Annotated in this window: 27 protein-coding genes and 1 tRNA gene; 6 read left to right on the forward strand and 22 right to left on the reverse strand. The window is 58.5% G+C overall.

The window, feature by feature from the left end; translation table 11 throughout:
* Positions 1-11 precede the first annotated feature (11 nt).
* The 3 genes from pstC to pstB are packed head-to-tail and all read left to right on the forward strand — an operon-like array spanning position 12 to position 2,655.
* Positions 12-1,007: a phosphate ABC transporter permease subunit PstC gene (gene pstC / locus LIY45_RS05120; protein ID WP_017475686.1), complete on the forward strand. Its 996-nt coding sequence runs from the start codon at positions 12-14 to the stop codon at positions 1,005-1,007.
* Positions 1,004-1,876, forward strand: a complete 873-nt coding sequence (pstA, locus tag LIY45_RS05125; RefSeq protein ID WP_017475685.1) for a phosphate ABC transporter permease PstA — start codon at positions 1,004-1,006, stop codon at positions 1,874-1,876. The genes pstC and pstA overlap by 4 nt, the downstream gene beginning before the upstream one ends.
* On the forward strand, positions 1,876-2,655 hold the full coding sequence (pstB, locus tag LIY45_RS05130; RefSeq protein WP_003209835.1) for a phosphate ABC transporter ATP-binding protein PstB: 780 nt from the start codon (positions 1,876-1,878) through the stop codon (positions 2,653-2,655). Before pstA ends, pstB begins: the two co-directional genes overlap by 1 nt.
* Before the next feature lie 117 nt (positions 2,656-2,772).
* Here pstB and LIY45_RS05135 read toward each other — a convergent pair.
* From LIY45_RS05135 to LIY45_RS05220, 18 genes are all read right to left on the reverse strand, one after another.
* Positions 2,773-2,848 (reverse strand) — tRNA-Lys (locus LIY45_RS05135).
* 63 nt (positions 2,849-2,911) lie between these two features.
* Positions 2,912-3,589 carry a 7-cyano-7-deazaguanine synthase QueC gene (queC, locus tag LIY45_RS05140; RefSeq protein WP_226475569.1) on the reverse strand — a complete coding sequence of 226 codons (678 nt, stop codon included), beginning with the start codon at positions 3,587-3,589 and terminating at the stop codon, positions 2,912-2,914.
* Position 3,590: 1 nt separating this feature from the next.
* Complete coding sequence (gene queE, locus LIY45_RS05145) at positions 3,591-4,238, reverse strand: 7-carboxy-7-deazaguanine synthase QueE (RefSeq protein WP_226475570.1); 648 nt, start codon at positions 4,236-4,238, stop codon at positions 3,591-3,593.
* 164 nt (positions 4,239-4,402) lie between these two features.
* Entirely contained in the window at positions 4,403-5,239 is an 837-nt protein-coding gene (gene ybgF / locus LIY45_RS05150) for a tol-pal system protein YbgF (RefSeq protein WP_063027616.1), read from the reverse strand.
* Positions 5,240-5,245: 6 nt separating this feature from the next.
* The gene (gene pal / locus LIY45_RS05155; protein ID WP_003209827.1) at positions 5,246-5,746 is read right to left on the reverse strand and encodes a peptidoglycan-associated lipoprotein Pal; all 501 of its coding nucleotides are present in this window, start codon (positions 5,744-5,746) and stop codon (positions 5,246-5,248) included.
* Positions 5,747-5,801: 55 nt separating this feature from the next.
* Complete coding sequence (gene tolB, locus LIY45_RS05160; RefSeq protein ID WP_032868196.1) at positions 5,802-7,082, reverse strand: Tol-Pal system beta propeller repeat protein TolB; 1,281 nt, start codon at positions 7,080-7,082, stop codon at positions 5,802-5,804.
* 17 nt (positions 7,083-7,099) lie between these two features.
* On the reverse strand, positions 7,100-8,173 hold the full coding sequence (tolA, locus tag LIY45_RS05165; protein ID WP_017475681.1) for a cell envelope integrity protein TolA: 1,074 nt from the start codon (positions 8,171-8,173) through the stop codon (positions 7,100-7,102).
* Complete coding sequence (gene tolR / locus LIY45_RS05170) at positions 8,173-8,625, reverse strand: protein TolR (protein ID WP_161635741.1); 453 nt, start codon at positions 8,623-8,625, stop codon at positions 8,173-8,175. The genes tolA and tolR overlap by 1 nt, the downstream gene beginning before the upstream one ends.
* Before the next feature lie 23 nt (positions 8,626-8,648).
* The gene (tolQ, locus tag LIY45_RS05175) at positions 8,649-9,344 is read right to left on the reverse strand and encodes a protein TolQ (RefSeq protein ID WP_003209819.1); all 696 of its coding nucleotides are present in this window, start codon (positions 9,342-9,344) and stop codon (positions 8,649-8,651) included.
* Between the two features lies 1 nt (position 9,345).
* Positions 9,346-9,801 (reverse strand): tol-pal system-associated acyl-CoA thioesterase, encoded by a 456-nt coding sequence (gene ybgC, locus LIY45_RS05180; RefSeq protein ID WP_017475680.1) that lies wholly within the window; start codon positions 9,799-9,801, stop codon positions 9,346-9,348.
* Between the two features lie 138 nt (positions 9,802-9,939).
* Positions 9,940-10,998 (reverse strand): Holliday junction branch migration DNA helicase RuvB, encoded by a 1,059-nt coding sequence (ruvB, locus tag LIY45_RS05185; protein WP_226475571.1) that lies wholly within the window; start codon positions 10,996-10,998, stop codon positions 9,940-9,942.
* Complete coding sequence (ruvA, locus tag LIY45_RS05190) at positions 10,999-11,610, reverse strand: Holliday junction branch migration protein RuvA (protein WP_010169952.1); 612 nt, start codon at positions 11,608-11,610, stop codon at positions 10,999-11,001. It abuts the gene before it with no gap.
* Between the two features lie 115 nt (positions 11,611-11,725).
* Complete coding sequence (gene ruvC / locus LIY45_RS05195) at positions 11,726-12,250, reverse strand: crossover junction endodeoxyribonuclease RuvC (protein ID WP_003209812.1); 525 nt, start codon at positions 12,248-12,250, stop codon at positions 11,726-11,728.
* A gap of 155 nt (positions 12,251-12,405) precedes the next feature.
* Positions 12,406-13,152 (reverse strand): YebC/PmpR family DNA-binding transcriptional regulator, encoded by a 747-nt coding sequence (locus tag LIY45_RS05200; RefSeq protein ID WP_003209810.1) that lies wholly within the window; start codon positions 13,150-13,152, stop codon positions 12,406-12,408.
* A gap of 151 nt (positions 13,153-13,303) precedes the next feature.
* Positions 13,304-15,079 (reverse strand): aspartate--tRNA ligase, encoded by a 1,776-nt coding sequence (gene aspS / locus LIY45_RS05205; RefSeq protein WP_003209808.1) that lies wholly within the window; start codon positions 15,077-15,079, stop codon positions 13,304-13,306.
* 108 nt (positions 15,080-15,187) lie between these two features.
* On the reverse strand, positions 15,188-15,409 hold the full coding sequence (locus LIY45_RS05210; protein ID WP_003209804.1) for a zinc ribbon domain-containing protein: 222 nt from the start codon (positions 15,407-15,409) through the stop codon (positions 15,188-15,190).
* A 218-nt stretch (positions 15,410-15,627) separates the two neighbouring features.
* Positions 15,628-15,981 carry a ribbon-helix-helix domain-containing protein gene (locus tag LIY45_RS05215; RefSeq protein WP_226475572.1) on the reverse strand — a complete coding sequence of 118 codons (354 nt, stop codon included), beginning with the start codon at positions 15,979-15,981 and terminating at the stop codon, positions 15,628-15,630.
* Between the two features lie 213 nt (positions 15,982-16,194).
* Entirely contained in the window at positions 16,195-16,668 is a 474-nt protein-coding gene (locus LIY45_RS05220; RefSeq protein ID WP_003209800.1) for a Dps family protein, read from the reverse strand.
* Between the two features lie 428 nt (positions 16,669-17,096).
* On the opposite strand from LIY45_RS05220, the gene LIY45_RS30765 reads away from it, so the two are divergent.
* The gene (locus LIY45_RS30765; RefSeq protein ID WP_017475675.1) at positions 17,097-17,699 is read left to right on the forward strand and encodes a cold-shock protein; all 603 of its coding nucleotides are present in this window, start codon (positions 17,097-17,099) and stop codon (positions 17,697-17,699) included.
* A gap of 84 nt (positions 17,700-17,783) precedes the next feature.
* Here LIY45_RS30765 and LIY45_RS05230 read toward each other — a convergent pair whose 3' ends face one another.
* Positions 17,784-17,990 (reverse strand): SlyX family protein, encoded by a 207-nt coding sequence (locus LIY45_RS05230; protein WP_017847119.1) that lies wholly within the window; start codon positions 17,988-17,990, stop codon positions 17,784-17,786.
* Positions 17,991-17,993: 3 nt separating this feature from the next.
* Complete coding sequence (locus LIY45_RS05235) at positions 17,994-18,419, reverse strand: HIT domain-containing protein (protein WP_226475573.1); 426 nt, start codon at positions 18,417-18,419, stop codon at positions 17,994-17,996.
* Between the two features lie 884 nt (positions 18,420-19,303).
* Between LIY45_RS05235 and LIY45_RS05240 the strand changes: the two genes are divergently transcribed.
* Entirely contained in the window at positions 19,304-20,578 is a 1,275-nt protein-coding gene (locus LIY45_RS05240; protein ID WP_017475671.1) for an OprD family porin, read from the forward strand.
* A gap of 190 nt (positions 20,579-20,768) precedes the next feature.
* On the opposite strand, the gene LIY45_RS05245 is transcribed toward LIY45_RS05240, so the two are convergent.
* Together LIY45_RS05245 and LIY45_RS05250 are read right to left on the reverse strand one after the other, a co-directional pair.
* Positions 20,769-21,611, reverse strand: a complete 843-nt coding sequence (locus LIY45_RS05245) for a mechanosensitive ion channel domain-containing protein (RefSeq protein WP_063027605.1) — start codon at positions 21,609-21,611, stop codon at positions 20,769-20,771.
* 135 nt (positions 21,612-21,746) lie between these two features.
* Positions 21,747-22,232, reverse strand: a complete 486-nt coding sequence (locus LIY45_RS05250; protein WP_017475669.1) for a YajQ family cyclic di-GMP-binding protein — start codon at positions 22,230-22,232, stop codon at positions 21,747-21,749.
* Positions 22,233-22,357: 125 nt separating this feature from the next.
* On the opposite strand from LIY45_RS05250, the gene LIY45_RS05255 reads away from it, so the two are divergent.
* The gene (locus LIY45_RS05255) at positions 22,358-23,275 is read left to right on the forward strand and encodes a putative 2-dehydropantoate 2-reductase (RefSeq protein WP_226475574.1); all 918 of its coding nucleotides are present in this window, start codon (positions 22,358-22,360) and stop codon (positions 23,273-23,275) included.
* The last annotated feature ends 17 nt before the right edge of the window (positions 23,276-23,292 follow it).

Raw genomic sequence — 23,292 nt, forward strand, 5'->3', positions numbered from 1 at the left:
GCACATCTGATATGAACGAAACCGTGCAACCGATGGTGATGACTACTCACGCGGGCGATGTGAGCGGTGACAACCGTGCTGCTCGCGATCAGCGCAACGACCTGTGGTTCAAACGCTCCATGTTCGGCGCTGCCATGCTGGTCTTGCTGTTATTGGCCAGCATTGCTGCCTCAACGCTTTGGGGCGGCGGCCTGGCCTTCAAGACGTTTGGTTTCGGTTTCATTACCAGCACCGACTGGGATGCGGTCAACAACCACTTCGGCGCCCTGGTGCCGATTTACGGCACCTTGGTCACCTCTTTCCTCGCGTTGCTGATTGCGGTGCCCGTGAGTTTCGGCATCGCGATTTTCCTCACCGAAGTGGCGCCGCCCTGGCTGAGAATGCCAGTCGCCTCCGCCGTTGAATTGCTCGCGGGCATTCCCTCAATCATCTACGGCATGTGGGGCCTGTTTGTTTTCGGGCCCTTTATGGCAGAACACTTGTCGCCCTGGATCAATGACTACCTGGGCGCACTTCCGTTTATTGGCTCGCTGTTCCAGGGGCCGCCGCTGGGCATCGGGATGCTGACCGCCGGCATCGTGCTGGCGATCATGATTACGCCGTTCATCACGTCGGTGATGCATGAGGTTTTCCGCAGTGTGCCAACTCAATTGAAGGAGTCGGCCTACGCACTCGGTAGTACTACCTGGGAAGTGGTGTGGGACATCGTGTTGCCCTACACCCGCTCGGCCGTGGTCGGGGGGATCTTTCTTGGCCTCGGCCGCGCCCTGGGTGAAACCATGGCCGTCACCTTCGTGCTGGGTAACGCGCAACAGTTCTCCGCCTCGTTGCTGATGCCCAGCAGTTCCATCGCATCGGTCATCGCCAACGAGTTCAGCGAAGCCTACACCGACCTGCATCGTTCGGCGCTGATCGCCCTGGGCTTCCTGCTGTTTATCGTGACATTCGTGGTGCTGGCACTGGCGCGGTTGATGCTCATGCGCCTGTCACGCAAGGAGGGCCTATGAGCAGCAACGACCGCCTGTACCGCAAGCGTGCCTTCAAGAACCGGGTGGCCATGCTGCTCAGTTGCGGCGCGACAGTCTTTGGCCTGCTGTGGCTGGCGTGGATTCTGCTGACCACCATCATCAACGGTTTCCAGGCACTCAACCTGCGCCTGTTTACCGAGATGACGCCGCCCCCCGGAACAGACGGCGGCCTGGCCAACGCGTTTTACGGCAGTGCCCTGATGTCCGGGATTGCGCTGCTGATTGGCACGCCCATCGGGCTGATGGCCGGTATCTGGCTGGCGGAATTCGCACGGCACTCGCGCCTGGGCACCACCGTGCGTTTCATCAACGACATTCTGCTGTCCGCGCCCTCGATCGTCCTCGGTTTGTTCATCTACACCGGCGTAATCCTGCCGCTGAACCTGCTGACCAATCACCAGGTCGGCTTCTCTGCCATTGCTGGCGCCCTGGCGTTGGCACTGCTGGTGATTCCGGTGGTGGTGAGGACAACCGACGAGATGCTCCAACTGCAGCCCTCCACCATGCGTGAGGCGGCCCTGGCCCTGGGCGTGCCGCAATGGAAGCTGACGTTGCAGATCGTGTTGAGGGCGGCCAAGGCGGGTGTGGTGACCGGCATCCTGCTGGCGCTGGCCCGGATTACCGGGGAAACCGCCCCGCTGCTGTTCACCGCCTTCGGCAACCAGTTCTGGAGCAGCAACCTGCTCAAACCGATCGCCAGCGTGCCGGTGGTTATTTTCCAGTACGCCATGAGCCCCTTCGATGACTGGCACTCCCTCGCATGGGCAGGCGCCTTGGTACTGACGATGTTCGTGCTGGTGCTGAGCTTGCTGTCTCGCCTGATTCTTTTGCGCAATAGGTCCCACTGATGCAATCGACCCGCCTTGATCCTGAAAAAACCAAAATCCGTGTCCGTGGGTTGGAGTTTTTCTACAACAACCAACGTTCGCTGAAATCCATCGACATCGACATTCCGGAAAAACGCATCACCGCGATCATTGGCCCATCAGGTTGCGGGAAGTCGACCTTGCTGCGGGTGTTCAACCGTATCTACTCGATGTACCCCAAGCAGGAAGCCCGCGGTGAAGTGCTGCTCAATGGCGAAAACATCCTCGCCCCCGGCTACTCGATGAACCGCCTGCGCAGCCACGTCGGGATGGTCTTCCAGAAGCCGGTGCCGTTCCCGATGTCGATCTACGACAACATCGCCTATGCCGTGCGCCACCATGAAAAGCTGTCACGCCGGGAAATGGATGATCGAGTCGAGCAAGCCTTGCGCGGCGGCGCGCTGTGGGATGAGGTGAAAGACAAGCTCAAGCAGAGCGCCCAGAGTCTTTCAGGTGGCCAGCAACAGCGCCTGTGCATCGCCCGCACCATTGCACTGCGGCCGCAGGTTTTGCTGCTGGATGAACCGACCTCGGCGCTCGACCCGATTTCCACCGGGCGCATCGAGCAGTTGATCACTGAGCTGAAAGAGCAATACACGGTGATCATCGTGACCCACAACATGCAGCAGGCCGCTCGGGTCTCGGACAGCACGGCGTTCATGTTCATGGGGGAGCTGATTGAGCACGGCAATACGGATGAGATCTTCACCAAGCCGAAGATGAAGCAGACCGAGGACTACATCACCGGGCGGTTCGGCTAGCTTTAACAAAAAAGCCGATCACTCTCTGCCATGAGAGTGATCGGCTTTTGTTGGGCAAAAAAAAACCCGGAAATCCTCACTTGCGTGGGCCTTCCGGATTTTCTAAACCGCCAAAAATGGTGGGTCGTGTGGGATTCGAACCTACGACCAATTGGTTAAAAGCCAACTGCTCTACCAACTGAGCTAACGACCCGCTGTGTGGTGGCGCGTATAATACTGATTTCTAAGGATTATTCAACACCTTATTTAAAATAAATCAGAAATAACGCGTCGGGTCAGTAATTCCGGCTGCCTGGAAGCCTTCAGCACGCAGTCGGCAGCTGTCGCATTTCCCACAAGCACGACCGTCATTGTCCGCCTGATAGCAGGAAACGGTCAGCGAGTAATCGACGCCAAGTCCTACGCCAGCCTTCACGATATCGGCCTTGCTGCGGTTCTGCAGCGGCGCCAGGATGCGAAAGCCCTGCCCCTCTACACCGGCCTTGGTAGCCAGATTCGCCATGCGCTCGAACGACTCGATGTACTCGGGACGGCAGTCCGGGTAGCCGGCGTAGTCCAGGGCGTTGACGCCGATGAAGATGTCGCGCGCCTCGAGGACTTCGGCCCAGCCAAGGGCCAGGGACAGGAAGACGGTGTTGCGCGCCGGCACGTAGGTCACCGGGATGCCTTCGCTGGGGCCTTGCGGCACGTCTATGGAGCTGTCGGTCAAAGCCGAACCACCCATGCCGTCGAGGTTCAGGCCGATCACCTTGTGCTCCACCACGCCCAGGTCTCGAGCGACACGGGCAGCAGCATTCAACTCGGCGCGGTGGCGCTGGCCGTAGTCGAAGCTCAGGGTGTAGCAGCTGTAGCCTTCGGCACGGGCCATCGCGACCACGGTGGCGGAGTCGAGGCCGCCGGACAGCAGGATGACTGCACGCTTTTGATCAGTCATCTCAGCGCCCCGGCTCATCGTTCCACAGGTACTTGTGCAACTGCAGTTGCAGGCGCACCGGCAGATTGTCTGCGACAACCCAGTCAGCCAGGTCGCGAGCATTCAGGTCATGGTGGCTGGGGGAAAACAGCACCTCGCCGGCGCGGCGGTCCAGGCCATATTGGATCAGCTTGGAGGTCGCCCAGTCGTAGTCTTCACGGGAACAGATGACGAACTTGACCTGGTCGTTGGCCGTCAGCAACTCGATGTTCTCGTAGCGGTTGCGGTGCGCTTCCTTGGAACCCGGGGTCTTGAGGTCAACGACACGACTGACGCGAGGGTCGACCGCGGAAATATCCAGGGCGCCGCTGGTTTCCAGGGACACCTCGTAACCGGCATCACACAACTGCTTGAGCAGGGGAATGGCATTAGGCTGCGCCAGCGGCTCGCCACCGGTGACGCAGACATAACGCGGCCGGTAACCGGCCACTTGCTCGAGGATGTCCTCAAGGGTGCGCACGGTACCGCCACTGAAGGCGTAGGCGCTGTCGCAGTACTGGCAACGCAGCGGGCAACCAGTGAGGCGCACAAATACAGTGGGCAGCCCGGCAGTGCGCGTTTCACCCTGCAACGAGTAAAAAACTTCGGTGATACGTAATGTGTCTTGCATAGTCGCCACGGGCGTAACAGCTAAACAGGCTGTCCGCCTCCGTCAGGCACTTCGAGGAATTCCGCCAACGCGTAAACCCCAGGAAGCGTGTTTCATAAAAGGGCGTGGATTCTAACGAAAAAACCCGCGCAGGGCGCGGGTTTCTTCTGAACGGGTTGCGACGCTTACATGCGTTGCAGATCCCGCTGTGCCAACTGAGCAGCAGAGGTACCCGGATATTGGGCCACCACCTGCTGCAGAATGCCTTTGACCTTGTCGGTATGACCCAGGCGGCGTTCTACGTCAGCCAGTTTGTACAGCGAATCCGGCACCTTGGCGTGCTTGGGGTACAGCTGGCTGACCTTGGCAAACGCCTGACCTGCACCTTGCAAGTCGCCTTTGGCCAGGTTCACCTCACCCAACCAGTACTGGGCGTTGCCCGCGTACTGGCTGTTCGGGTATTTGCGCAGGAATGCGGTAAAAGCCTGGCTGGCCTTATCGAAATCCTTGGCTTTGATCAGGTCGAAGGCTGCATCGTAATACAGTTTTTCCTTCGCCGGATCACCCGGCTCGCTGCTGGCGGCAGGGGCTTGGCTGGCAGCCGCGGCCCCTGCTGCTGCACCACCGGCGGCGGCACTTGGCGCGCCACCGGCAGAAGAATTATCAGGAGTAGCGGCGGGTGTAACGCCGGCTCCAATACGTCGATCAAGATCCTGGTAACGCTCCAGGCCTTCTTGCTTCAGCTGGTTCACTTGATTCTGCAGAACTTCAATCGTGCCTTGTTGCTGCGACAATTGATCCTGCATGCGTTGCAGCTGGTTGAACAGTTCGCCCTGTGCCGAAGGCGCGGCCGTAGCCGCCCCCCCGGCATAGGCGCCGTTCGTGCCATAACCCGCTGGCGGATAACTGCTCCCGCTATTGTTATAGCCAGAGTTGCTATCTTCCACAGGAACCGCAGCCCACACCGCAAGCGGTGCCAGGCTGAGAGCCAATACAGTTAGAGCACGACGGCACGTTCGCATGACGAATTACTTACGCAGTTCGACGCGACGGTTTTGAGCCCAGGACTGCTCGTCGTGGCCAGTAGCAACTGGACGCTCTTTACCGTAGGAAACCAGTTCCAGTTGGCCTGGAGCAACACCTTGCAGTACCAGGTAGCGCTGAACGGCTTTCGCACGACGCTCGCCCAGTGCCATGTTGTACTCACGAGTACCACGTTCGTCGGTGTTACCTTCCAGAACAACGCGAGCGCCGTTAGCTTTCAGGTCCTTCGCGTGAACGTCCAGAGCGCGCATGGCTTCTGGTTTCAGGTCCGAACTGTCGTATTCGAAGTAGAAAGTGGTGATAGCGCGCAGAGCAGCTTCTTCGCTCAGGGAGCCGTCAACTGCACCAGTGTTAGCGCCGTAACCAGCGTTTGGATCAACAGCTGCGCCTTCACCGGCATTGTCGCCGCCTTTAGACGAGCAACCAACGGCTACGGACAGAGCCAGAGCCAGAGCAGCAAACTTACCAAACTTCAGCATTTCCATCGTGAAACTCCTAATGAACCCCAGTGTGTTAAGTACTTCTTTTTGTAGCGCCGCGTCAGTTCAGGTAAGGGGACCAGGATGGTTCTCTGACTTCGCCTTGTGCGGTAGGAAGCGGGAGCCTTACGCGTCCATTAATGGACACGAGCATCAAGACTCCCCGGCCCTGCTGGCGGGTGGCGTAGATTACCATGGTGCCGTTGGGCGCAACAGTGGCTGACTCATCAAGGTTGGTATCTGTAAGGATTTTTACGGTTCCGCGCTGCAAATCCTGGGCCGCAACCCGGAAATTAGTGAAACCATCCTGACGGTGAATCATCACCAACGTCTTTTCATCAGCCGAAAGCTTAGGTGCAGCGTTGTAGTTACCAATAAAGGTCACACGTTCGGCGCCGCCGCCGTTGACGCTGGTTTTGTAGACTTGCGGCTTGCCGCCACGGTCGGAGGTGAAGTAGATGGTCGAACCATCCTTACCCCAGAACGGTTCGGTGTTGATGCCCGGGCCGCTGGTGACACGGCTCAGTTGGCGCGAAGCCATGTTCATCACGTAAATGTCCGGGTTGCCGTCTTTGGACAATACGAACGCCAGGCGAGAACCATCCGGCGACCAGGCTGGCGCACCATTCAGGCCTTCGAAGTTGGTGATCTGCTCACGGCGACCGGTGTCGATGTGCTGAACGAAGATCCGTGGACGCTTCTGTTCAAAGGACACGTAGGCGATACGCTTGCCGTCGGGTGCAAAGCGTGGCGACAGGATCGGCTCACGGGATTGCAGCAGCGTCACTGCACGAGCGCCGTCATAGTCGGAGCGCTGCAGCGTGTAGCGCGTGTTGTCTACCGAAAAACGCTCTGCTGTTACATAAAGCAGGCGAGTCGAGAAGGCACCCTTGATCCCGGTCAGTTTTTCAAACGACTGGTCGGAGATGTAGTGCGCCATGTCCCGCAACTGATCCGTGGTACCCGACACGCTGCCGGTCAGCACTTGTTGCTCGGTCGCGACGTTGAACAGGGTGTACTGGATCTGCAGGCGACCGCCGGCAGGCGTGATGCTGCCCACCATCAGGTACTGGGCGTTCAGCGCTTTCCAGTCACGGAAGATGACTTCGCTGGCCTGGGTCGGCTGGCTGATCATGTTGCCTTTGTCGATCGGCGCGTAGTAACCGGAGTTGCGCAGGTCATCACTGATGATCTGCGACATGTCGTCCGGCAGCACGCTGCCGCCCTGCCAGCCAAACGGTACAACGGCGATCGGGGTGGCCCGGTCGCTACCGCTGGTGACCAGGATGTTCTTTTCATCCGCCGCCGCTATCCCTGCCATGCAGCAAATAACGACAAGCATTCCTCGAAGAAGGTTTCTCACAAGGCTAGATCCTCAGGTGTGAATGTCATCTTGAATGAACGGTAGGGAGCGAAGTCGCTTGGTTTCATTCCCTGCATCTCGGTCAACCGGCCAATGTTCTTGACCGCTGCTACCGCCGAACTGTCGAACGAACCGTCGCCACTGGACTTGGCCACGCTGACCGAGGTCACCGTACCGTCCGGCAACATGCCGATCTGCAGCACTACTGTCATGCCTTTACGTGCCGAAGGAGGACGGGTCCAACCTTCCGCTGCCCGTGAACGAATCAGGTCATCGAAACTGCCCGCGACTTCATCACCACGTTCATCGGCCAAGGCTTGCTGGCGTTGCGGCGTGTCGGAAAGCAAATCGGCCAAGGCCTGGGCCTTTTTGTCTTCGGTCGATTTACGTGCTGCTTCCTGGGCCTTTTTCTTCGAGGCGTCGGCGGCAGCTTTCTTCTTCGCATCGTCGGCGATTTTCTTCTTCGCCTCGTCAGCTTCAGCTTTCTTCTTGGCGTCGTCCGCGGCTTTCTTCTTCGCGTCTTCGACTATCTTTTTCTTCGCGTCTTCAGCGGCCTTTTTCTTGGCCTCTTCTTCAGCAGCTTTCTTGGCTTCTTCTTCAGATTTCTTCTTGGCTATATCAGCCAATTGTTTCTCTTCAGCCTTCTTGGCTTCGGCAGCTTTATCGGCTTTCTTGGCTTCATCAGCCTTTTTAGCCTCGTCAGCTTTCTTCGCCTCGTCAGCCTTTTTCGATTCCTCGGCCTTTTGAGCCGCCTCTTCTTTCTTTTGTTCCGCAGCAGCCTTCACCGCTTCCTGCTCGACCTTCTTCTGTTCCATCTGTTCGACTTCAGTCTGGCGCGCAGCCGACTTCTGGGCCTCACCCGCAATCTTCTGATTGGTCTGGGTGGTGGCCTGGCTTTTCGATTTCAGCTGATACAGGGTCGCCTGCACGATCGGCTTGGCTGGCGGCAGGTCCGGGGTCATGGCAAAGCTGACGAACAGCATGCCAAACACCAGGACGTGCAGGGCAATTGCCCAGACGCTAGGCCAGAAGAAGCTTTCCGAGGCGGACGGCTCTCGCTGTTGGTGCATCAGGGCGCCTCGGTAATCAAGCCAACGTTACCGACGCCGGCCTTCTGCAGCCCGCCCATGGCGCCCATGACGGAACCATAGTCGACGACCTTGTCGCCGCGGATGAACACCTGGGTGTGCTTGCCACCTTCGTTGCCGGCGCGAATGATCTTGGTCACAGCATCAGTCATCTGCGGCAAGGTCATGGCCTTGTCCTGCTGTTTCTGAGTGTCGACTTCGCTGCCAAGGTTCCAGTAATAGGTCTTGTCAGCCTTGATCGAAATGGTCAGGACCTGAGTGTTGTTGTCCTGCGGCAAGGCTTCGCTGGAAACCTTGGGCAGATCAACCTTCACGCCCTGATTGAGCATCGGCGCGGTCACCATGAAGATAACCAGCAGCACCAGCATCACGTCGATGTAAGGCACTACGTTCATCTCGGCGACCGGCTTGCGCTTTTTGCGAGCTCGAGCGATTAAAGCCATTGGGAATTACCTGCTTATTCTTCGCTGGTGTGCACTTTACGGTGCAGGATCGCCTGGAATTCATCGGCGAAGGTGTAGTAACGGCTGATCAAGGTTTCGCCACGAGCGGCAAAACGGTTGTAGGCGATTACGGCGGGAATCGCTGCGAACAGGCCGATGGCGGTGGCGATCAGCGCTTCGGCGATACCCGGGGCTACAGTGGCCAGGGTCGCTTGCTGGGCCTGGGCCAGGCCGCGGAAGGAGTTCATGATCCCCCATACGGTACCGAACAGGCCGATGTACGGGCTCACGGAACCTACGGTGGCGAGGAACGGCAAGCTTTGCTCAAGCTTTTCTTCTTCGCGGGAAATCGCTACACGCATGGCACGGGCCACGCCTTCCATGACCGCTTCCGGGTCAACGCCTGGCTGCTGGCGCAGACGGGAGAATTCCTTGAAGCCGGCACGGAAGATCTGCTCGACGCCCGAATCCGGGTCCGGGTTGCTGCCGGCCTGGCGATACAGTTTGGACAGGTCGATACCCGACCAGAAGCGCTCTTCGAAGCTCTCCAGGGCACGTCGACCGGCACGCAGCAGGTTGCTGCGCTGAAAAATCATGACCCAAGAGGTAACCGATGCGGCTACCAGGACCAGCATCACCAGTTGAACCACGACACTGGCATTGCTGACCAGGCTCCACATGGAGGAATGGTCGACGACGGTAGGTTCCACGCTAAATCTCCTGCTCTGAATGTTTACCCGCGCCGCTCACGCCGGCAAAGGCCGTGCGTAGAGCTTCGGGAATGGCCCGGGGTTTCAAACTATTGGTGCGAACACAGGCCACCAGGAACTGCCCCTCACAGAGCAGCGTTGCATCCGTAGCCCGCCTGACCTGCTGTTTAAAGCGCAGGCTGGCACGGTTCAATTCGGTTATTTCTGCGCTGACCAGCAGTTCGTCGTCCAGTCGCGCCGGCGCGTAATAACGAGCCTCGCTGGAATGCACGACAAACAACAGGTCCTCCCCTGCCAGCTGGGATTGGGCAAAGCCCAGCTCCCGTAGCCGCTCGGTTCGAGCCCGCTCCATGAACTTTAGGTAATTGACGTAATAAACGATGCCGCCGGCATCGGTGTCCTCGTAATAAACGCGACAGCGATGTGCGAACGACTGATCCCCGTTTTGCGCGCGCATACTCTAGTGCTTACTCCTCAGGTTGCCAATCCGGCCAGGCAACTGTTTTTCATTCTGTGGCACATTTCTAACGAAAGAATGACGACGCCAGCCACTAGGACAGCACAAACGCCGAATAAATCGAATCGCCAAGCGTTTTTAATCGTCCACTGCATCAAGGAATTCGTCTACTACGGGCATCTCGCCCAATCGTGACGGAATGTTTAACCCAAAGTGCAGATACGCATGCCGGGTGACCACACGCCCCCTCGGTGTACGCATGATGTAGCCCTGCTGGATCAGATACGGCTCCAGTACATCCTCAATCGTATGCCGCTCTTCGCTGATGGCTGCCGCGAGGCTGTCCACGCCCACCGGGCCGCCGTCGAATTTCTCGATCATGGTCAACAGCAGGCGCCGATCCTGGTGGTCAAAGCCGTGCTCATCCACATCCAGCAGGTTCAGCGCCAGGTCTGCCACGGGCTTGGTGATATGCCCTTTGGCGCGTACTTCGGCAAAATCGCGCACCCGACGCAGCAACCGATTGGCAATCCGCGGCGTACCCCGGGCGCGGCGGGCGATTTCAAACGCGCCTTCGGGGTCCAGGGGCAAGCCGAGGATAGTCGCCGAACGGCTGACGATGGTGGCCAGATCCGCCGTGCTATAGAACTCTAGACGTTGAACAATCCCGAAACGGTCTCGCAGCGGATTGGTCAGCATGCCCGCACGGGTGGTGGCCCCCACCAGGGTGAACGGTGGCAGGTCGAGCTTGATCGAGCGCGCGGCCGGGCCTTCGCCGATCATGATGTCCAACTGGAAGTCTTCCATGGCCGGGTACAACACTTCCTCGACGATGGGCGAAAGCCGGTGGATCTCGTCGATAAACAGTACGTCGTGGGGCTCCAGGTTGGTCAGCAGCGCCGCCAGGTCGCCCGGACGTTCCAGCACAGGGCCGGAGGTGGACTTGATCGACACGCCCATTTCCTGGGCGATGATGTTGGCCAGGGTGGTCTTGCCCAAGCCCGGCGGGCCGAAGATCAACGTGTGATCCAGGGACTCGCTGCGCCCGCGCGCCGCCTGGATAAACAGCTCCATCTGCTCGCGCACGGTGGGCTGGCCGATGTATTCGGCAAGGCTCAGGGGGCGAATCGCCCGGTCCTGGATTTCTTCACGATCACGAGGGCCGGTGGCCGCGATCAGACGATCAGCTTCAATCACTTAAATCATTCCCTTCAGGGCGCGGCGGATCATGTCTTCGCTGCTCAGGTTCTTGTCCTTGATGGCTGACACGGCCTTGCTCGCCTCTTGCGGCTTGTAGCCCAGGGAGATCAGCGCGCTGACTGCATCACTTTCAGCACTGGCCACCGGCACACCCGGCGCATCCGGCTGGTTAGGCACCAGGGCGAACATGCTCGGCACGACCTCCCAGGCCTTGAAGCGGTCCTTGAGCTCCACCAGCAAGCGCTCGGCGGTTTTCTTGCCAACGCCTGGCACCTTGGTCAGCGCCGAGGTGTCCTGGGCCGATACGCAGCGCACCAACTCATCCACTTCCAGGCTCGACATCAGCGCCAGCGCCAGCTTCGGGCCCACGCCGTTCAGGCGGATCAGCTCACGGAAGAAGTCCCGGTCACGCTTGCCAATGAAACCATAGAGCAATTGTGCGTCTTCGCGCACCACCAGGTGGGTGTGCAAGGTCAGCGGCTCACCGACCGACGGTAGGCGGTAGAGGGTGGTCATGGGCACTTCAAGCTCATAGCCCAGCCCGTTTACATCCAGAATCAGGTGCGGCGGCTGTTTCTCAGCCAGGGTGCCGCGCAAGCGTCCAATCACGTTCGAATCCTTAAGAATCGGCTCAGATCAAGGCCTAGCCGGTAATAACGCGGGCATGCCGGCCGCCAGCACAGGCCGTTCATGCACCCCACGCAGAATGAATGCGCTGATGCTATCAGAGACGCAGCCGGCCGCCACGACTGCGTGCCGTCCCCAAGCCATGGGGCATCAGGCTGGAACGGGTATGGGCATGGCAAATGGCAATGGCCAGGGCGTCGGAGGCATCGATTTGCGGCTTGGCGGTGAGCTTGAGCATGTGCATGACCATCATCATCACCTGCTCCTTGTTGGCCGCACCAGTGCCGACCACGGCCTGCTTGACCTGGGTCGCGGTGTATTCAGCAATCTCCATGCCCTCCTCGGCACCCGCGACGATGGCCGCACCGCGGGCCTGGCCGAGCTTCAAGGCGGAGTCGGCGTTTTTTGCCATGAACACTTTTTCGATGCCCATGGTCACTGGCCCGTAGGTCTGGATCACTTCACGCACGCCGCGGTAAACGATTTGCAAGCGCTCGGCCAATTCGCCGGCGCCGGTACGGATACAGCCCGACGCTACGTACACGCAGCCTCGCGGGGTCTGTTGGACCACGCCAAAGCCGGTGATTCGCGAACCGGGGTCGATACCTAGGATTAGAGTCATAACGCCTGCAGTTGGATAAAAAATTCTTGATATAGCCAAGATCAAAATGTGGGAGCGGGCTTGCTCGCGAAGGCGGTGTATCAGTCACCTTATCGACTGACTGACACGCCGCCTTCGCGAGCAAGCCCGCTCCCACATTAGATCTGCATCATCCCTCAGCCTAGCTGTTCGGCCACCGATTCCGGGATATCGGCATTGGAATAGACGTTCTGCACGTCATCCAGGTCTTCAAGCATGTCGAGCATCTTGAGCACCTTCTGCGCCCCATCCAGGTCCAGCTCGGCGCTGGTGGTGGGCAGCATCACGATTTCCGCATCGGTACCTTTGAAACCGGCCGCTTCCAACGCGTTACGCACCGAGTAGAAGCCCGCGAACGAGGTAAACACGTCGATGGAACCGTCTTCGTTGGTCACCACGTCGTCGGCATCTGCCTCCATCGCCGCTTCAATCAACGCATCTTCGTCAACGCCCGGCGCGAAGGAAATCTGCCCCTTGCGCTCAAACAGGTAGGCCACCGAACCGTCGGTGCCCAGGTTGCCGCCACATTTGCTGAACGCATGGCGCACGGCAGCCGCAGTACGGTTGCGGTTGTCGGTCATGCACTCGACCATCACCGCCACGCCACCCGGGCCGTAGCCTTCGTAGCTCAACTCGACCATGTCGTCGGTATCGGCCGCACCGGCACCACGGGCCACAGCGCGGTCGATGATGTCGCGGCTCATGTTGGCGCCGAGGGCCTTGTCCAGGGCCAGGCGCAGACGCGGGTTGGAACCCGGGTCACCGCCACCCTGGCGCGCAGCCACGGTCAGCTCGCGAATCCACTTGGTGAAGATCTTGCCTTTCTTGGCATCCTGACGCTCTTTGCGGTGCTTGATGTTCGCCCACTTGGAATGGCCAGCCATAACACAACTCCGAAATTCTGTAGAAACCTGTCGATCCCGCCCCAGGCGGGACTTCCCTCTTTAACGTGCAGCCCTTGTAACGCAAAGGCGCATCCGAAGATGCGCCCTTAGCTGACAATGTAAAACCCTATGGCGCTTTCACGCTGCGGCCTTACTCAGCCTTTGGTGTCTCGCGCAGACGGATATGCAGCTCGCGCAGTGCCTTGGCATCCACCACACCCGGTGCTTGCGTCATGACGTCGGCAGCACTTTGGGTTTTCGGGAAGGCAATCACTTCACGGATCGACTGGGCACCGGTCATCAGCATCACCAGACGGTCCAGGCCGAAGGCCAGGCCACCGTGAGGCGGCGCGCCGTATTTCAGGGCGTCGAGCAGGAAGCCGAACTTCTCTTGCTGCTCATCTTCGTTGATGCCCAGCAGGCGGAAGACCGATTGCTGCATTTCCTTGCGGTGGATACGGATCGAACCGCCACCCAGCTCGGTGCCGTTGAGTACCATGTCGTAGGCACGGGACAGAGCGCCAGCCGGATTGGCTTCGAGCTCTTGCGGCGTGCACTTCGGCGCGGTGAAGGGGTGGTGCAGCGCGCTGAAGCTACCGTCGTCGTTCTCTTCGAACATCGGGAAGTCGACAACCCACATCGGCGCCCACTGGCAGGTCAGCAGGTTCAGGTCGTTACCGACCTTGATCCGCAGTGCACCCAGGGCTTCGCTGACGATCTTCGACTTGTCGGCACCGAAGAACACGATGTCGCCGTCGACCGCACCAACACGATCAAGGATCACGTTGAGGTTGGCTTCAGGGATGTTCTTGACGATTGGCGACTGCAGGCCTTCAACGCCCTTGGCGCGCTCGTTGACCTTGATGTACGCCAGGCCCTTGGCACCGTAGATGCCGACGAACTTGGTGTAGTCGTCGATCTGCTTGCGCGGCATGCTCGCAGCGCCAGGCACGCGCAAGGCGGCAATACGGCACTTCGGGTCGTTGGCCGGGCCGCTGAACACCTTGAAGTCAACGTCTTTGAGTTGGTCTTCAACGTCAACCAGTTCCAGCGGGTTACGCAGGTCTGGCTTGTCGGAACCGTAACGGCGCATGGCTTCTTCGAAGGTCATGTGCGGGAATTCGCCGAACTCCAGGTTCAGCACTTCCTTGAACAGGTTGCGAATCATCTGCTCGGTGATGCCCATGATCTCTTTTTCATCAAGGAAACTGGTCTCGATGTCGATCTGGGTGAATTCCGGCTGGCGGTCGGCCCGCAGGTCTTCGTCACGGAAGCATTTGGCGATCTGGTAGTAACGGTCGAAGCCGGCCACCATCAGCAGTTGCTTGAAGAGCTGCGGCGATTGCGGCAAGGCGAAGAAGGAACCGGCGTGGGTACGGCTCGGCACCAGGTAGTCGCGGGCGCCTTCCGGAGTAGCGCGGGTCAGGATCGGCGTCTCGACGTCGAGGAAGCCGTTCTCGTCCAGGAAGCGACGGATGCTGGTGGTCATGCGCGAACGCAGACGCAGCTTCTCGGCCATTTCCGGGCGACGCAGGTCCAGGAAGCGATAACGCAGGCGGGTTTCTTCGCCAACGTCGGAGAACTCGTTCAGCGGGAACGGCGGGGTTTCCGACTCGTTCAGCACTTCCAGTTCGTAACCCAGCACTTCGATCATGCCCGACGCCATGTTGGCGTTGGTGGCACCAGCCGGACGCAGGCGAACCTTGCCGGTGATCTTCACGACGTACTCGCTGCGCACGCGGTCGGCGGCGGCGAAGCTCTCGGCGCGGTCCGGATCGAACACCACCTGGGCCAGACCATCACGATCACGGATATCGAGGAAGATCACCCCGCCGTGGTCGCGGCGACGGTGAACCCATCCGCAAAGGGTGATTTCCTGACCTTCCAGGGTCTCGTTCAGTTGGCCGCAATAGTGGCTGCGCATCATGATAGTGGTTTCGCTTCTCGTAATTCGAAATTCGGTGGAGGCCTGCCTCATCACCGTACAGCTAAGTCAGGTGACGGATAATGCAGGAGCCTGCGCGTAGAGTTCAACTCAGTCTGCTTTGTCGCCGCCGGCCAGATTCTTCTTCGAACCGGTCTTGAAATCGGTCTCGTACCAACCGTTGCCACTCAGGCGAAAGCCCGGCATGGACAACATCTTCTTGAGCTCCGGAGCCTGGCAGGCAGGGCAATCGACCAGCGGCGCTGCGCTGATCTTTTGAATGGCTTCCAACTGATGACCACAGGAAGCGCATTGATAGTCGTACATGGGCATGGAGATGTCTCGGCGATCAGATCATTACTGCGCCACGCCCTGCCCTGGCTCTATCCCGTGGGAAAGTCCCGGCATGCGCAGCAAAGCCCGGGATTATATCTGGTAAATCGAGGCCGTGCAGCCGTAGCGGCGCGCTGCTCTTTATATAGGTGGCTGCAGCAGGCTTCTGCCAGGCGCCCGACCCGGGGCAATCCCGAGCCTGGCGACTGGCACAAGGATCATGCCAGGTCCGGATGGACACCCGGCGCATTAAGGCGCTCTTTCAATACATGAACCACACAAACCACCCTGACCAGACCGCTGAAGTTCTTTACACCGCCATATCGCAAGTGCACTTCACGATCCACGTAAGAGAGCAGCGCACTGACCGAACACGTATTGATCCTGGCTATCTCCGTGAGGATATTCCAATACACCTCCTCGAGTCGCAAACATGTCGAAAAACCATTAAGCCGAACGGATCGGGATAATGGCCTGGCCAAGTTCATATCGAACCCTTTGGCAAAGGGATCTACCTTTATCTTGTGCAACCCGCACGTTTCCATAACTCCATTACCTGCTCCGCGTGACATACACTTGACACTCCATTGCCTGACGGCCACTCATCAGTGTTGTCGTTGGCCGTTGAGCTATAAAACATCAAGAAGACAAGTGCAGCCAGAAGACAGGGAGCCGATCGCCGTAGGACAAGCCAACGCGTGTATCAGGAAGCTCGCAGGGTCAGGGAAATCGCCGGAAAACAGGCACGCGAGGGGCGTCAGCTCGACGCCCACCCGCCACCGGCATTACTTGTTTTCGAGCAGGGAACGCAACATCCACGCGGTCTTTTCATGAACTTGCATACGTTGGGTCAGCAAGTCCGCAGTGGGTTCATCGCTGACTTTATCCAGCAACGGGAAGATGCCCCGGGCCGTGCGGGTAACCGCTTCCTGGCCTTCGACCAATTGCTTGATCATGTCTTCAGCACTCGGCACCCCCTCTTCTTCCTTGATCGAAGAAAGTCGTGCGTACACCGAATAAGCACCCGGTGCGGGGAAGCCCAGGGCGCGAATACGCTCTGCAATTGAATCCACCGCCAGCGCCAGTTCGTTGTACTGCTCTTCAAACATCAAGTGCAGTGTGCGAAACATCGGGCCCGTTACGTTCCAATGGAAGTTGTGGGTCTTCAGGTAAAGTACATAGGTATCGGAAAGCAGGCGCGAAAGTCCGTCAACGATTGATTTACGGTCTTCTTCACTGATACCAATATCGATTGCCATGTGTTTCCCCTTCAATTGATAAACATTCATTGATCAGGTGCAGGACCACTCTAGCAAGAGTGCCGGCCTTGCGCAGCCCGGCCGACCCTCTCGAGGTGCGGCAAATCGCCCCTCGCAGAGCGGGTTTACACGGCTGGCGAAGCTTCAAGCCCTGCCGAAAAAATTATCCGCCGCTGGCGAAAAAGTCCGCACCTGTCTAGGACAAGCGTTTGACGCAGAAATGCCGCATGCCTCGCAACAGCCCGAAATGCTTGATTTGAGTAGGCACAGGCTTTGCTGTTAAATAGGCAGCGTGTCGCCGCCGTTTTTGTTCGCGGCAAGCGGCATAGGCTGATACCCGTGTACGTGTCCAACGCCTCCCATTGTTCAGAAGCGAACCGTGCCAGTCAGCTCTTCCTCGTGATCCGTCTTAACGTGAGTTAATCAAAATGTTGAAAATCGTCCACCTGCTAACGGGCGCTGCAGCTTTGCTGCTGTCCTTTATCCCCAGCCTGCGATCAGAAACCCTGCCTTACCTGCAACAACCTGACGCTCTCTACCTGACCTTTTTTGGTCTTCTTAACCTGACACTGGCTCCAGTCATTCCTTACTGGAACAAAGGCCCGCGTCATCAACTGCAAAACCTGGTCAGCGCCCTGCTGGTCCTGGCTGTTGTCGTGCAAACCCTCACCCTGCTGGCGCCAATGCCTGAAGTCGGTGGCCACCCGGCCGTCCTGCTCAGCCTGGCAATCGCACTGGTCGCCATCGTTCTTCATCTGGCCATCAGTTTCTACCGTTCCTCCCCGGCCGCTGCGTCGCCAAGCTACGACATGACCAACCGGGATACCGGTACCGTCAAGTGGTTCAACACCTCCAAGGGCTTCGGCTTTATTTCCCGGGATTCGGGCGACGATATCTTCGTCCACTTCCGGGCGATTCGCGGCGAAGGCCATCGCGTACTGGTGGAAGGCCAGCGCGTGGAGTTCTCCGTCATGAATCGTGACAAGGGCCTGCAAGCTGAAGATGTGATCGCCGCGTTGCCGCGTCGCTGAATCCAGCACCCCGAAAAAAAGAAACCGCGATGCAGCCTGGCTGCATCGCGGTTTTTTTATGCCCGGGGATTCATCCCTGCCTTATTAATAATGAGGCGGCGGCGCTTCTTCCTCGGATGACTCGAACTGGCCGCCCATTTCTTCCTGGCGCTTGAGCAGCGCAGTCATCTGCAACTGCAGACGCTCGACCGCCCGCTGTTGGGTGACCAGGATGTCATTGAGGGTCTCAATGGTGTCGTCCTGAAAGGCCAGGCGGCTTTCCAGATCGGTCACACGGTCTTGGAGGTCCATGACTCAAGCCTCCAGAAACATGAAATCAGCCGGCAGGATCTCGCGTAGGCGTGCACGAATCGCCGCCACCTGCTCGTCGCTGTAAGGCTTCGCCGGATGCTTGCCCCAGACCGGCGCCGGCCAGGCAGCGTCATCGCGCTTGCGCACGATTACATGCACGTGCAGTTGGCTGACCACGTTACCCAGGGCACCGATATTCATCTTGTCGGCGCCAAACCCTTCATTGAGCAGTTGCGCCAGCGCCGTGCTTTCCTGCCACACCCGCTGCTGGTCAGCGACATCCAGTTGAAACACTTCGCTGATACCGTCGATGCGCGGCACCAGGATGAACCAGGGGTAATTCGAGTCATTGGACAGCAGCAGCCGGCACAGGGGGAAATCCCCAATGGGCAAGGTGTCTTGTTGAAGACGTGGATCTAAGGCGAACACAGCAGTCACTCCCGTTCGGCGGGTCAAATTTCAGGCGCCCAGCATACCTGCGAATGCCGAGCGCTTCACGGCGAATGCATCAGGCCAATTACGCGCCCAAACAGCACGTCATGAAAAAAAGCGCACCATTTCGAGACACACCAATATTTCAGCTACGCTAAATGACCAATGTACCCTGATACAGTCAAAGTCGGGACGCGGGCGCTCCCTCTAGACCTTGAGCCAGAGGGCTTTCAAGGGGCGAAGAGCGACTTCATAGCAAAACGCAGTCAAGGAACACCTGCACCAAAATGACCCATTTGTGCCTCAAAGGGATCCGCCGACTACCCACAGAAAGGGGTGAACCGGTAACGTTTTGTTCTGGTGCAGGTTTTATGCACCACCGCAGAGAAGCGCGACAGGTGCAACAAGGCCAAACCAAACGGCGTAAAAAGCCCGTGCTTATGCGGTTTTTACAGGCCGTTGACAATTTTCACGAAAAAATCACATTCGGTTACCGGTTTGTGCACGCTTGTTGCATTCACCCCTGCATCGTCGACAACGGCACCGGCAGGAAGCAGGTGTTTCGCGACTGAAAACAACCGCGGTTCAATGCTTTTTCAGGAAAGAGTTAAAACTTTGAGAAGGGAGGTTCCCACCCCCACCTCGATGCTTTTAAACAGTATTGAAGTTGTCAGTCCGGTTACAAGCGGACTGTGAATTTGCGACATGGAGCTAGCAATTTACGACAGGCCCGTAAAGAAGCTGAAAGGATAGATGTGCAAGTATCGTCAATAATGTCTGCGTGATATAACTTTGCGCCGACACAAAAAAGAAAGAGCCGCCCAGACAAAAATATAGGTGGGACGGCAGTACTCTTCCTAAAACCAAAGGAGCAAATCACGATGCGCGTGATGAAGTGGAGCATGATCGCCCTGGCTGTTTCAGCAGGCACCTCGCAGTTCGCAATCGCGTCCTCCCAGGACGATGCCAAGGGCTTTGTTGAAGACAGCACTTTCAGCATCAACACTCGCCTGCTGTATTTCAGCCGCGACTTCCGTAACAATCCTTCGGGCACTCAGAGCCGCCGCGAAGAAACAGGTCTGGGCTTCAATGGTCTTTACCAATCGGGCTTTACCCAAGGCACCATCGGTGTCGGTGTAGACGTTATCGGTCTGCTGGGCGTCAAGCTCGACAGCGGCAAGGGTCGTGCCGGTACCGGCCTGTTCCCTAACGGCTCCGACGGCCGTGCACAGGATGACTACTCCAAAGGTGGCGCCGCCGTTAAATTCCGTTTCTCCGACACGGTCTTGAAAATCGGCGACCAATACACCACCGCTCCTGTCTTCGCTTCCGACGACAGCCGCCTGCTGCCAGAGCTGCCACAAGGTGTCTCGATCACCAGCAACGAGATCAAGGGCCTGAAACTGGAAGGTGGTCACTTCACCGCCAGCACCGCGCAAGCCCAGACCTACCATGACAGCCTGGGCCTGAAGGAAACCAACTTTGTCGGTGGCGTCTACGCGTTCACCCCAGAGCTGACCGGTAGCCTGTACTACGCGAAAACCGAAGACTACTGGAAGAAGACCTACGCCAACATCAACTGGACCCATGCCCTGAGCAAGGAACAGTCGCTGGCCTTTGACTTCAACATCTACAGCACCAAAAGTGATGGCCTTGGTCTGCAGCGCGCAGAAAAAGACAACACCACCAAGCTCGACAACCGTGCCTACAGCTTGCAAGGCGCGTACACCATCGACGCTCACACCTTCACCCTGGCCTACCAGAAGGTTACAGGCGACGGTGACTACGGTTACGGCGTAGACGGCGGCGGCACGATTTTCCTCGCCAACTCCGTTGCCCGTTCCGACTTCAACGCTGAAGGTGAAAAATCCTGGCAAGCTCGCTACGACCTGAACATGGCCACTTTCGGCATTCCAGGCCTGAGCTTCATGACTCGTTATGTCACCGGTAGCGGTGCTGACAATGGCGTGACCAACAACGCCAAAGAGTGGGAACGTGACATCGAAGCCAAGTACGTGATCCAGAGCGGCCCGGCTAAAGACCTGAGCCTGCGTCTGCGTCAAGCTACCTACCGCTCCAGTGATAGCGTTTACTACGGCTCGCCGTCGATCGACGAGCTGCGCCTGATTGCAAACTACCCGTTGAACATCTTGTAATTGCCAGTTTGATTACAACGATGACTTAGGGCTTCGGCTCTAACTAAAAAGCCGCTCACTTGTTCACAAGTGAGCGGCTTTTTTATTGCAACTTAATCTCAACAACCGATAACTAGCAAGCTAACTATCTAGTTTGGTCTCGCGAATCAAACCTGACACATTGGCCAAGTTTAGTCCGCGAGTCATATCGTCACTTCGCTGCACTTTCCTGCATGACGCGAATAACCCGCTGCGGAAATGGAATATCAATCCCCGCGGCTTTCAAACGGTCACGTGCCAGTTCATTGAACATGAACATCACATCCCAATAATCCGAAGTCTTGGTCCAGACTCGCAGGGATACCGTGATCGAACTGTCGCCCAGGGTGGAAACTACCGCTGCCGGCGCCGGATCAGCCAGCACCCGTGGATCCTTGGCCAGTTCCAGCAGCACTTCGCGGGCCTTCTGCAGGTCGGCTTCGTAGTCGACACCCACATCAAACACTACCTTGCGGGTCGGCTGACGGTTGGTGTTGGTGATCAGGCCGTTGGACAGGCTGCCGTTTGGGATGATCACCGTCTTGTTGTCGCCGGTGCGCAGCACGGTGTGAAAAATCTGGATGCTGTCGACGGTACCGGAAGTGCCCTGGGCTTCGATCCAGTCACCAATGCGGAACGGGCGGAACAACAGAATCAGCACGCCGCCGGCGAAGTTCGCCAGGCTGCCTTGCAAGGCCAGGCCGATGGCCAGGGTAGCGGCACCGATCGCGGCAACGAACGAGGTGGTTGCCACGCCGATCATCGAGGCCACGTTGACCACCAGCATGACTTTGAGCGCAATGTTCGCCAGGTTGGTAATGAAGTGTTGCAGCGCCAGGTCCGCATTACGCAGTGCCAGCAAACGCCCCACTCGGTGGGTCAAGACGTTGATCAGCCACCAACCGATGGCCAGGGTGACCACCGCCAGCAAAAATCGGCTACCGTATTCCATGATCATCGGTAACCATGACTCCGAGCTCTTGATCAGGTGATCCACTTCAGCGTTCAAGTCCATCTACATTCTCCTGTTTACCGGATGCTCGGCCTATTGGTTGGCCCTGAACACAATTGAGCCCCGTAGGGCTCAATGGTGGGCGCAGGTTCTGGGGCGTGGGACGTCAAAAACGCCCACAGGTTCCCCAAAGTGCTATCAGTCGCGGAAGTTATTGAACTGCAGCGGCATGTCGAAGGTCTTGGCGCGCAGGGCAGCAATGGCCTCTTGCAAGTCGTCACGCTTCTTGCCGGTGATACGCACCTGCTCGCCCTGGATGGAGGCCTGGACCTTGAGCTTGGCGTCCTTGACGTGGGCGACGATTTTCTTCGCCAGCTCCTTGTCGATGCCTTCCTTGAGCACGGCTTCCTGCTTCATCAGCTTGCCGGAGGCATAGGCGTCCTTGATTTCAAGGCACTGCGCATCGATCTTGCGCTTGACCAGGGACAGCTTGAGGATCTCAATCATCGCTTCCAGCTGGAAGTCGGCTTCCGCGGTCAGGTTGACGGTCAGCTCCTTTTCCTTGAACTCGAAGCTGCCCTTGCCCTTCAAATCATAGCGGCGATCCAGCTCCTTGACGGCGTTCTCGACGGCGTTAGTGACTTCGTGTTTGTCCAGTTCGGATACCACGTCGAACGACGGCATGTAATTTCTCCAATAAAAAGGGGCGCGGCTCAGTAGAGATGGAGCACGCCCAGGCTAAAATGCCCGGGCATTATAGCGGTTCTTTCGCCTCGTTCACTGCGGGCAGCCTTACGGAGTAAAAACTGATGTCGACCACCTGGCATGTCCTCGGCGCTGGCAGCCTCGGAACATTGTGGGCTGCCCGCCTGGCCCGCGCCGGGTTGCCCGTGCGCCTGATCCTGCGGGACCACGCGCGGCTGGCGAGCTATCAGACCGGCAAGGGCCTGACCCTGGTCGAGCACGGCGTGGCTCACACCTATCCAGTCGTCGGCGAAACATCCGACAGCCCTGGGCCGATTCATCGCCTGCTGGTGGCGTGCAAAGCCTACGACGCCCAACCAGCCGTCGCACAGCTTGAACATCGACTGGCACCCGACGCCGAACTGATCCTGCTGCAAAACGGCCTGGGCAGCCAGGACGCCGTCGCCGCCCAACTGCCCCAGGCACGCTGCATCTTCGCCTCCAGCACCGAAGGCGCGTTTCGCGAAAGCGACTGGCGGGTGGTGTTTGCCGGCCATGGCTACACCTGGCTGGGGGACGCGAGCCACCCTACCCCGCCGCTGTGGCTGGATGACCTGCAAGCCGCCGGTATTCCCCATGCGTGGAGCACCGACATACTCACCCGCCTGTGGCGCAAACTGGCCCTGAACTGCGCCATCAACCCGCTGACCGTGCTCTACGAATGCCGCAATGGGGAACTGCAAGGCCATCAGTGCGAAGTGGCCACCCTGTGCGCCGAACTCGCCGAACTGCTGGAATGCTGCGGCCAACCCGCCGCCGCGCAGGGTTTGCAGAGCGAAGTGGAACGGGTGATCCAGGCCACGGCGGCCAATTACTCATCGATGTACCAGGACGTGGCCAATGCCCGGCGCACCGAAATCAGCTACTTGCTGGGCTATGCCTGCCAAGCGGCCGCACGTCACCACCTGACCTTGCCGCACCTGCAACAACTACAGGTCCGCCTGGTACAGCAACTGTCTGCACGCGGATTGCCCAGCGACTGAAGCACGCGCTACCCTGC

Origin of the sequence: Pseudomonas sp. MWU16-30323 (assembly GCF_020515595.1) — a bacterium.
Classification (GTDB): domain Bacteria; phylum Pseudomonadota; class Gammaproteobacteria; order Pseudomonadales; family Pseudomonadaceae; genus Aquipseudomonas; species Aquipseudomonas yamanorum.

What these genes read in the sequence shown, in the direction of transcription:
- pstC (WP_017475686.1), top strand. Translation starts at nt 12, where the DNA reads ATGAACGAAACCGTGCAACCGATGGTGATGACTACTCACGCGGGCGAT.
- pstA (WP_017475685.1), top strand. Translation starts at nt 1,004, where the DNA reads ATGAGCAGCAACGACCGCCTGTACCGCAAGCGTGCCTTCAAGAACCGG.
- pstB (WP_003209835.1), top strand. Translation starts at nt 1,876, where the DNA reads ATGCAATCGACCCGCCTTGATCCTGAAAAAACCAAAATCCGTGTCCGT.
- queC (WP_226475569.1), bottom strand. Translation starts at nt 3,589, where the DNA reads ATGACTGATCAAAAGCGTGCAGTCATCCTGCTGTCCGGCGGCCTCGAC.
- queE (WP_226475570.1), bottom strand. Translation starts at nt 4,238, where the DNA reads ATGCAAGACACATTACGTATCACCGAAGTTTTTTACTCGTTGCAGGGT.
- ybgF (WP_063027616.1), bottom strand. Translation starts at nt 5,239, where the DNA reads ATGCGAACGTGCCGTCGTGCTCTAACTGTATTGGCTCTCAGCCTGGCA.
- pal (WP_003209827.1), bottom strand. Translation starts at nt 5,746, where the DNA reads ATGGAAATGCTGAAGTTTGGTAAGTTTGCTGCTCTGGCTCTGGCTCTG.
- tolB (WP_032868196.1), bottom strand. Translation starts at nt 7,082, where the DNA reads ATGCTTGTCGTTATTTGCTGCATGGCAGGGATAGCGGCGGCGGATGAA.
- tolA (WP_017475681.1), bottom strand. Translation starts at nt 8,173, where the DNA reads ATGCACCAACAGCGAGAGCCGTCCGCCTCGGAAAGCTTCTTCTGGCCT.
- ybgC (WP_017475680.1), bottom strand. Translation starts at nt 9,801, where the DNA reads ATGCGCGCGCAAAACGGGGATCAGTCGTTCGCACATCGCTGTCGCGTT.
- ruvC (WP_003209812.1), bottom strand. Translation starts at nt 12,250, where the DNA reads ATGACTCTAATCCTAGGTATCGACCCCGGTTCGCGAATCACCGGCTTT.
- LIY45_RS05200 (WP_003209810.1), bottom strand. Translation starts at nt 13,152, where the DNA reads ATGGCTGGCCATTCCAAGTGGGCGAACATCAAGCACCGCAAAGAGCGT.
- aspS (WP_003209808.1), bottom strand. Translation starts at nt 15,079, where the DNA reads ATGATGCGCAGCCACTATTGCGGCCAACTGAACGAGACCCTGGAAGGT.
- LIY45_RS05210 (WP_003209804.1), bottom strand. Translation starts at nt 15,409, where the DNA reads ATGCCCATGTACGACTATCAATGCGCTTCCTGTGGTCATCAGTTGGAA.
- LIY45_RS05215 (WP_226475572.1), bottom strand. Translation starts at nt 15,981, where the DNA reads ATGTCACGCGGAGCAGGTAATGGAGTTATGGAAACGTGCGGGTTGCAC.
- LIY45_RS05220 (WP_003209800.1), bottom strand. Translation starts at nt 16,668, where the DNA reads ATGGCAATCGATATTGGTATCAGTGAAGAAGACCGTAAATCAATCGTT.
- LIY45_RS30765 (WP_017475675.1), top strand. Translation starts at nt 17,097, where the DNA reads ATGTTGAAAATCGTCCACCTGCTAACGGGCGCTGCAGCTTTGCTGCTG.
- LIY45_RS05230 (WP_017847119.1), bottom strand. Translation starts at nt 17,990, where the DNA reads ATGGACCTCCAAGACCGTGTGACCGATCTGGAAAGCCGCCTGGCCTTT.
- LIY45_RS05240 (WP_017475671.1), top strand. Translation starts at nt 19,304, where the DNA reads ATGCGCGTGATGAAGTGGAGCATGATCGCCCTGGCTGTTTCAGCAGGC.
- LIY45_RS05245 (WP_063027605.1), bottom strand. Translation starts at nt 21,611, where the DNA reads ATGGACTTGAACGCTGAAGTGGATCACCTGATCAAGAGCTCGGAGTCA.
- LIY45_RS05250 (WP_017475669.1), bottom strand. Translation starts at nt 22,232, where the DNA reads ATGCCGTCGTTCGACGTGGTATCCGAACTGGACAAACACGAAGTCACT.
- LIY45_RS05255 (WP_226475574.1), top strand. Translation starts at nt 22,358, where the DNA reads ATGTCGACCACCTGGCATGTCCTCGGCGCTGGCAGCCTCGGAACATTG.